This window comes from Caulobacter sp. UNC279MFTsu5.1 (assembly GCF_900114015.1).
GTDB lineage: Bacteria > Pseudomonadota > Alphaproteobacteria > Caulobacterales > Caulobacteraceae > Caulobacter.
On record NZ_FORN01000060.1, the window covers coordinates 22,166 to 28,976 of the forward strand.

At 68.9% G+C, this 6,811-nt stretch carries 6 protein-coding genes; 2 read left to right on the forward strand and 4 right to left on the reverse strand.

Going from position 1 to position 6,811, the window contains the following annotated elements; genetic code table 11:
- Window positions 1-56 precede the first annotated feature (56 nt).
- A protein-coding gene (gene prfB / locus BM066_RS23405; protein WP_143093796.1) for a peptide chain release factor 2 occupies window positions 57-1,176 on the forward strand; the annotation gives its coding sequence in 2 pieces (ribosomal slippage) (window positions 57-125 and window positions 127-1,176; 1,119 coding nt in all).
- A 57-nt stretch (window positions 1,177-1,233) separates the two neighbouring features.
- Here prfB and BM066_RS23410 read toward each other — a convergent pair.
- The 4 genes from BM066_RS23410 to tyrS form a co-directional block, all read right to left on the reverse strand.
- Window positions 1,234-1,716, reverse strand: coding sequence for a bactofilin family protein (locus BM066_RS23410; RefSeq protein WP_089930713.1), 483 nt, complete (start codon window positions 1,714-1,716; stop codon window positions 1,234-1,236).
- Entirely contained in the window at window positions 1,697-2,851 is a 1,155-nt protein-coding gene (locus tag BM066_RS23415) for a peptidoglycan DD-metalloendopeptidase family protein (protein WP_089930715.1), read from the reverse strand. Before BM066_RS23415 ends, BM066_RS23410 begins: the two co-directional genes overlap by 20 nt.
- A 203-nt stretch (window positions 2,852-3,054) precedes the next feature.
- Window positions 3,055-3,540 (reverse strand): peroxiredoxin, encoded by a 486-nt coding sequence (locus tag BM066_RS23420; protein WP_089930723.1) that lies wholly within the window; start codon window positions 3,538-3,540, stop codon window positions 3,055-3,057.
- Between the two features lie 151 nt (window positions 3,541-3,691).
- The gene (gene tyrS, locus BM066_RS23425) at window positions 3,692-5,020 is read right to left on the reverse strand and encodes a tyrosine--tRNA ligase (protein WP_177218533.1); all 1,329 of its coding nucleotides are present in this window, start codon (window positions 5,018-5,020) and stop codon (window positions 3,692-3,694) included.
- A 188-nt stretch (window positions 5,021-5,208) separates the two neighbouring features.
- Here tyrS and BM066_RS23430 point away from each other — a divergent pair, with 188 nt between their 5' ends.
- Complete coding sequence (locus BM066_RS23430) at window positions 5,209-6,312, forward strand: anhydro-N-acetylmuramic acid kinase (protein ID WP_177218534.1); 1,104 nt, start codon at window positions 5,209-5,211, stop codon at window positions 6,310-6,312.
- The last annotated feature ends 499 nt before the right edge of the window (window positions 6,313-6,811 follow it).

Consider the following 6,811-nt stretch of genomic DNA (forward strand, 5'->3'; position numbering starts at 1 on the left):
CGACTCCGGTCGCGGGCTATGTCCCGCGCCCTTCAACACTGTCACGGAGCTACGTGATGAGACCGGATGTCGAGGCCTCCGCGGCTGACATCGAGCAGTCCGTGGGACTGCTCAGGAGGCGTCTTTGACTGGGATGTCGCCCTACGCAAGCTCGATGAGCTGAACGCCCGGGTCGAGGACCCGACCCTTTGGGACCGCCCGGCGGAAGCCCAGGCCGTCTCCCGCGAACGCGCCGGCCTGGCCGCTCGCGTCGAGGCGGTGCTGGTTCTCGAAAACGGCCTGAAGGACGCGCTGGAATATGCCGAACTGGCCGACATGGAGGGCGACGAGGCCCTCCTGGAGGACGCCCGCGCCCAGCTCAAGGACCTGAAGGAACGCGCGGGCCGCGCCGAACTCGAGGCCCTGCTGTCCGGCGAGGCCGACGGCAACGACTGCTATGTCGAAATCAACTCCGGGGCCGGCGGCACAGAGTCGTGCGACTGGGCCGGCATGCTGCTGCGCATGTACAGCCGCTGGGCCAACGCCCATGGCATGAGCGTCGAACTGGTCGAAGAGACCTCGGGCGACCAGGTCGGCATCAAGTCGGCGACCCTGCTGGTCAAGGGCGCGAACGCCTATGGCTGGCTGAAGACCGAGGCCGGCGTCCACCGCCTGGTGCGCATCAGCCCCTACGACGCCGCCGCCAAGCGCCACACCAGCTTCGCCTCGGCCTGGGTCTATCCGGTGGTCGACGACACGATCGAGATCGAGATCAATCCGTCGGACGTGCGGACCGACACCTACCGGGCCTCGGGGGCCGGCGGCCAGCACATCAACAAAACCGACTCCGCCGTGCGCCTGACGCACATCCCCACCGGCATCGCCGTGGCCTGCCAGGCCGGGCGTTCGCAGCACCAGAACCGCGAGGAAGCCTGGAAAATGCTGCGCGCCCGCCTCTACGAGGCCGAACTGCAGAAGCGGGAAGCCGCCCAGCAGGCCCTGGAGGACCAGAAGACCGACATCGGCTGGGGCCACCAGATCCGCAGCTACGTCCTGCAGCCCTACCAGATGGTCAAGGACCTGCGGACCAACGTCGAGACGTCCGACACCCAGGGCGTGCTGGACGGCGACCTGGACCAGTTCATGGGCGCCTCGCTGGCCCAGCGCGTCGGGGCCACCCGGGACGCCCAGGCCTAGCCTGCCCGGAGCCGAAATGCGAAACGCCCCGGAGCGATCCGGGGCGTTTTGTTGTTTCTAGCCGGCCGGTTTGGCTTCCAGCATCGGCGGCGGCGGCGCGGGCTGGGCCTGCGGCGGGGCGGCCGGGCGCTGGAACTTCAGGCTGCGTCCCTGGAAGAACGCGCCGGTCTCCATCGCCAGCTGCTCGTGGGTGATGTCGCCGTCGATGTAGGAGGTGCCGTAGAGGCGGACCTGCTTGGCGGTGATCGCCCCGACGATGCGGCCGCGGACCTCGACCGCCTCGGCATAGACCGAGCCCTCGACATGGCCGGTCTCGCCGATCGTCAGCCGACCGACCCGGACGTCGCCGCGCACCACGCCGTCGATCTGCAGTTCGCCGTCGCCGGTGATGCCGCCTTCGATGGTGATGTCGGGAGAGACCAGGGACGCCACCTTCGGCGGGGCCTTGCGAGCCGCCTCGGGATTGGCGGGAGCCATGGACATGGGCAGCGGCTCGATGCGGACCGCCCCCTTGGACGCCTTAGCTTGCTTGCTGAACATACTCACCAGCCTTCAGGAAGCGGTTCGGGTTTTGCGCCCGACCATTGACCCATACTTCGTAGTGCAGATGCGGACCGGTCGAGCGGCCGGTCGAGCCCATGGCCGCGATGCGCTGGCCGATGGCCACGCGCTGGCCGACCCGGACCGAAGCGGCCTGCAGGTGGGCGTAGCGGGTCTTGAAGCCGTTGCCGTGGTCGATCTCGACGACGTTGCCATAGCCCGAGCGCACGCCGACGAACGAGATCACCCCCGGGGCGGTCGCCATGATCGGCGTGTAGAACGAGCCGGGGAAGTCCAGGCCCGAATGGAAGGCCGGACGATGGGTGAAGGGGTCGAAGCGGACGCCGTAGCTGCTGCTCAGCGCCGGATTATTGGTCGGCCGGTAGAACGGCAGCTGCTGCGAGGCGGCGCTCAGCTGGCGCATGTCCGACATGTCGGTGGCGGCGTGCTGGATCCGGCCGGCGAAGTCCTCGTCGACGTCGAGCACAGCGGCCAGGGCGCGGGGATCCTTGGCCTCGATCAGCGGGCCGCCCAGGGACGAGCCGCTCCGGCCGGTGAACGCGCCGGCGTCCAGGCCCGCCATACGCATAGCCAGGCGCAGACGCTCGGCCCGGCTCTTGGCGAAGGTCTCGGCGGCGTCGATCAGGCGCTCCTGGTCCATGCGCGTGGCCTGGATGCGTTCGACCGGCGAGGCGCCCAGCACCGACGGCTTGGCGACCTGCAGGGCCTGGGCGGCGCCGGGCACGCCCTTGAAATCGCTGACCAGCAGGGCCAGGGCCGCGTGGCGCTTCTCGACCGAGCTGGCCAGTTCGTCCAGCGAACCGCTGCTGGCCGACAGCTGGGCCACGGCGCTGTTCAAACGCGCCTGGCGGTCGGCGTTGAGGCGCTCGTAATAGGCCTTCTGCTTGATGACCATCTGGTCGGTCGAGCTGACCGACAGGGCGTTGACCATCATGGAGGCGGTGCAGACGCCCATCCACAGGGCGGCCGCGGCGACGCCGGTGGCGCACATCAGCTGCTTGCCGGTCGAAAAAACGTAGCCTCGCATCTCGCCGCCGGAGCGCACATAGAGGTGCCGCTCGGGGAAAAGCTCTTCCAGGGATTGCCGGAGCCGCTTGAAGCGCGTGATCGCCATCGCCTAGGAAACCCCCGTTTTCAAGGTCCCGGCGATATGCAACGAGAAAGCGGAAACGTGCAAGATACTTCGCGCCGAGCATGAACGCCGGGCGAGTTTTTGCCTTAGCGATTCAACTGATAGATGGTTCCGTGCCCGAATTCCATTGTCGGCGGGCTCCGGTGTTGCGTTAGCCGCACGCCTGAGGCTCACGAGCCACACCGCTATTTGGCCGCCCCGTCTTTCAAGGTCCGGGCCGCTGTCAGCACCGCCTTGATGTGGTTGGGCACCTTCACCTTGCGCCAGACGTTGCGGATCACGCCCTCGCGGTCGATCAGGAAAGTTGAGCGGTCGATACCCATGTACTTGCGGCCGTACATGCTCTTCTCGACCCAGGCGCCGTAGGCCTCGACGGTTTCGCCGGTGGGGTCTGCGGCCAGTTCGACGGTCAGGTCGTGCTTCTTGCGGAACTTGGCGTGCGAGGCGGCGCTGTCCTTGGACACCCCGACGATCACCGCGCCCAGCTTGGCGAACTCCTCGACCTCGGACGAGAACTGCAGGGCTTCCGACGTGCAGCCGGCCGTGTCGTCCTTCGGATAGAAGTAGAGCACGACGGTCTTGCCCCTCAGGCTGGAAAGGCTGACGCGGCCGGTGTCGGTGGCCAGGTCGAAATCGGGGGCCTTGTCGCCGGGTTGCAGGTCTTGCGTCATCGTCATGTCCTCGATTTTGAACCGCTCATCCCGGCGAATGCCGGGACCCAGATGGAATGACGGTGTGGCTGACGCCGGGAGCGCCGAGCCCTTCCAATCATCCACTCCGCTATAGGATCTGGGTCCCGGCATTCGCCGGGACGAGCGGAAATTAGATGGGTTTCACAAGCACGATCTTCTTCTTGCCCGCCGCAAGCTTGACCACGCCGTCCACCAGGTCCGCTTCCGTGATCACGCGGTTGGCGTCCGGCTCGGCCTTGTCGTTGACCTTGACGCCGCCGCCCTGGGCCAGGCGGCGCGCCTCGCCGCGCGAGGCGGCCAGGCCGGCGTCGGCGAACAGGTTGGCCAGGACGATCCCGGCCTTCAGGTCCGAGGCCGGCACCTCGAAGGTCGGCAGGTCGGCCGACAGCGCGCCCTGCTCGAAGGCCTTCTCGGCGGCGTCGCGGGCCTTGCGGGCCTCGTCCTCGCCGTGCGCCATCCGCGTGGCCTCGTCGGCCAGCACCTTCTTGGCCTCGTTGATCTGGGCGCCGGGCAGGGCCTCCAGCTCGGCGATCCGGTCCAGCGGCAGGTCGGTGAACAGCTTCAGGAACCGGCCGACGTCGGCGTCCTCGGTGTTGCGCCAGAACTGCCAGTAGTCGTACGGGCTCAGCTGCTCGGCGTTCAGCCACACCGCGCCCGACATGGTCTTGCCCATCTTGGCGCCCGAGGCGGTGGCCAAGAGCGGCGTGGTCAGGCCGAAGGCGGCCTTCTGGTCGACGCGCCGCGTCAGCTCCACGCCGTTGAGGATGTTGCCCCACTGGTCCGAGCCGCCCATCTGCAACACACAGCCGTGGGCGCGGTTCAGCTCCAGGAAGTCGACCGCCTGCATCAGCATGTAGTTGAATTCGAGGAAGGTCATCGGCTGCTCGCGCTCGAGCCGCAGCTTGACCGAGTCGAAGGCCAGCATCCGGTTGACCGTGAAGTGCACGCCGTAGTCGCGCAGGAACTGCACGTAGCCGAACTTGGAGAGCCAAACGTCGTTGTCGACCATGATGGCGTCGGTCGGCCCGTCGCCGAAGGTCAGGAACTTCGAAAACACCTGCTTGATGCCGGCGATGTTGGCGGCGATGTCGGCGTCGCTGAGCAGCTTGCGGCTCTCGTCCTTGCCGGTGGGGTCGCCGACCTTGGTGGTGCCGCCGCCCATCAGCACGATCGGCTTGTGGCCGGCCTGCTGCAGGCGGCGCAGCATCATGATCTGGATCAGGCTGCCGACGTGCAGGGACGGGGCGGTGGCGTCGAAGCCGATATAGGCGGTGACGATCCCGCCGGCGGCCGCCGCGTCCAGCTCCTCCGGATGGGTGATCTGGTGGATGTAGCCGCGCGCCTGCAGGGTCTGGAGGAATTCCGACTTGAAGGACGCGGGGGCGGACATGGCTCGACTCTCTGATTTCGGTGACCGCGCGTCTAGCACGGCGGGGGCGGTCTGTGGCGAGGGTTTCATCGGCAAGGTCTCCTGGGACTTGATCCGGAGACGGTCGCTGGCCTGACGCGTCGCCGGTGGGGCGGGCGCGTCGACGTGATCGGTCGGCCTCCCGCTAGGACAGCGGGCGGTAATAGGCGCGGGCGAGGCGGCGACGGGCGATCATGGGGTCTAGCTACCCGGCCCGGGCCGTGGCAGTCAACCGGACCATGCTTATCCTGGGATTCATGACCGGCACCTCGCTCGACGCGGTCGACATGGCGGTGCTCGAGACCGACGGCGAGGACATCCAGGCCTTCGGCCCGGCCGGCGAGCGCAAGCTGCGCGAGGAGACCCGCGACCTCTTGCTCGTCGCCACCGAGGTGGCCCGCGGCTGGCCGCGCGACCGGCCGGCGCCGGAGATCTTCGAAGAGGCCGCCCAGGCGGTGGCCGACGAGCATTTCCACGCCGCCGAGAGCTTCCTGGCCGAGCACGGCCTTGCGTGGTCGCAGTTCGACCTGCTGGGCGTCCACGGCCAGACGGTGCTGCACGAGCGCCCCCATCCGGGCCGGATCGGCCGCACCGTGCAGCTGCTCGACGCCGAGCGGCTGGCCAGGGCCTGCGGGCGGCCGGTGGCGTTCGACTTCCGCGCCGCCGACGTGGCGGCGGGCGGGCAGGGAGCGCCGCTGGCCCCGGTCTATCACGCGGCCCGGGCCCGCGCCTCGGGCCTGCCGGCCCCGGTGGCGGCGCTGAACATCGGCGGCGTGGCCAACATCACCCTGATCGGTCCCGACGACGACCTGCTGGCCTTCGACACCGGTCCCGGCAACGGCATGATCGACCTGATGCTGCAGGCCCGGGGCCTGGGGCGGTTCGACGAGAACGGCCGGCTGGCGGCGGCCGGCGCCGTCGACGCGGCGGTGCTGAAGACCTTCCTGGCCAGCGACTATTTCTCCGGACCGGCGCCCAAGTCGCTGGACCGCTACGACTTTCCGCTGCACCTGGTCGATCACCTGTCCTCCGAGGACGCCGCCGCCACCCTGGTGGCCTTCACCGCCGAGGCGGTCGTCAAGGCCTTCGAGCACGGCCAGCATCCGGACGCCCTGATCGTCTGCGGCGGCGGGCGGCACAATCCGCAGATCATGAAGGCCCTGGCCGACCGCGCCCCCGTGCCGGTCCGCACCGCCGAGGCGGTCGGCTGGCGCGGCGACGCCATTGAGGCCGAGGCCTTCGCCTTCCTGGCCGCCCGCACGGCCCGCGGCCTGCCGATCAGCTTCCCCGGGACGACGGGGGTGGCGGCGCCGATGACGGGCGGGAGGATCGTGCGGCCCTGACCCCCTCCGGCCCTCCGGGCCACCTCCCCCAAAGGGGGAGGATCTAAGGCGCCCAGATGCTCCCCCTCTGGGGGAGCTGTCGCGAAGCGACTGAGGGGGTTTCGTGGCACGGTCTCTCATCCTCACGCGGCAGGCCGCTGAGCGTATGGAAAGGGTCGCGGAGCGCCGGACGACGTCCGGAGTGTTTGAGTAGTAACCGTTTCGACGAAGCCCGATCGCTCCGCGCGGTCGTTTTCCGCCAGCGTCCGGTGGGCAGCCCTGTTGAGGCTTAGCCGGACCCGGTCTCGATCCCTTTCGGGAGAAACCAGACGCCGGGGGCGCGGGCCTATGGGCAATTCACGCGCTTTGTCCCCGGTCGACGCCGACGGCGGGCGGGCTTCCCAACGATGGAAGGCCCCGGACACGCTGAAGTAACCCCCTCCAGCCCAGTCCCGCTCGATCGCCCCCCGCCGCCGCATCGGTCGCTGGCCATGCGCCCTTTCCCCGCGTCGAGGTGAGA

Bases quoted from the DNA above. Each gene is read 5' to 3' on its own strand.
- BM066_RS23410 (WP_089930713.1), bottom strand. From the start codon at position 1,716: ATGTTCAGCAAGCAAGCTAAGGCGTCCAAGGGGGCGGTCCGCATCGAG.
- BM066_RS23415 (WP_089930715.1), bottom strand. From the start codon at position 2,851: ATGGCGATCACGCGCTTCAAGCGGCTCCGGCAATCCCTGGAAGAGCTT.
- BM066_RS23420 (WP_089930723.1), bottom strand. From the start codon at position 3,540: ATGACGCAAGACCTGCAACCCGGCGACAAGGCCCCCGATTTCGACCTG.
- tyrS (WP_177218533.1), bottom strand. From the start codon at position 5,020: ATGAAACCCTCGCCACAGACCGCCCCCGCCGTGCTAGACGCGCGGTCA.
- BM066_RS23430 (WP_177218534.1), top strand. From the start codon at position 5,209: ATGCTTATCCTGGGATTCATGACCGGCACCTCGCTCGACGCGGTCGAC.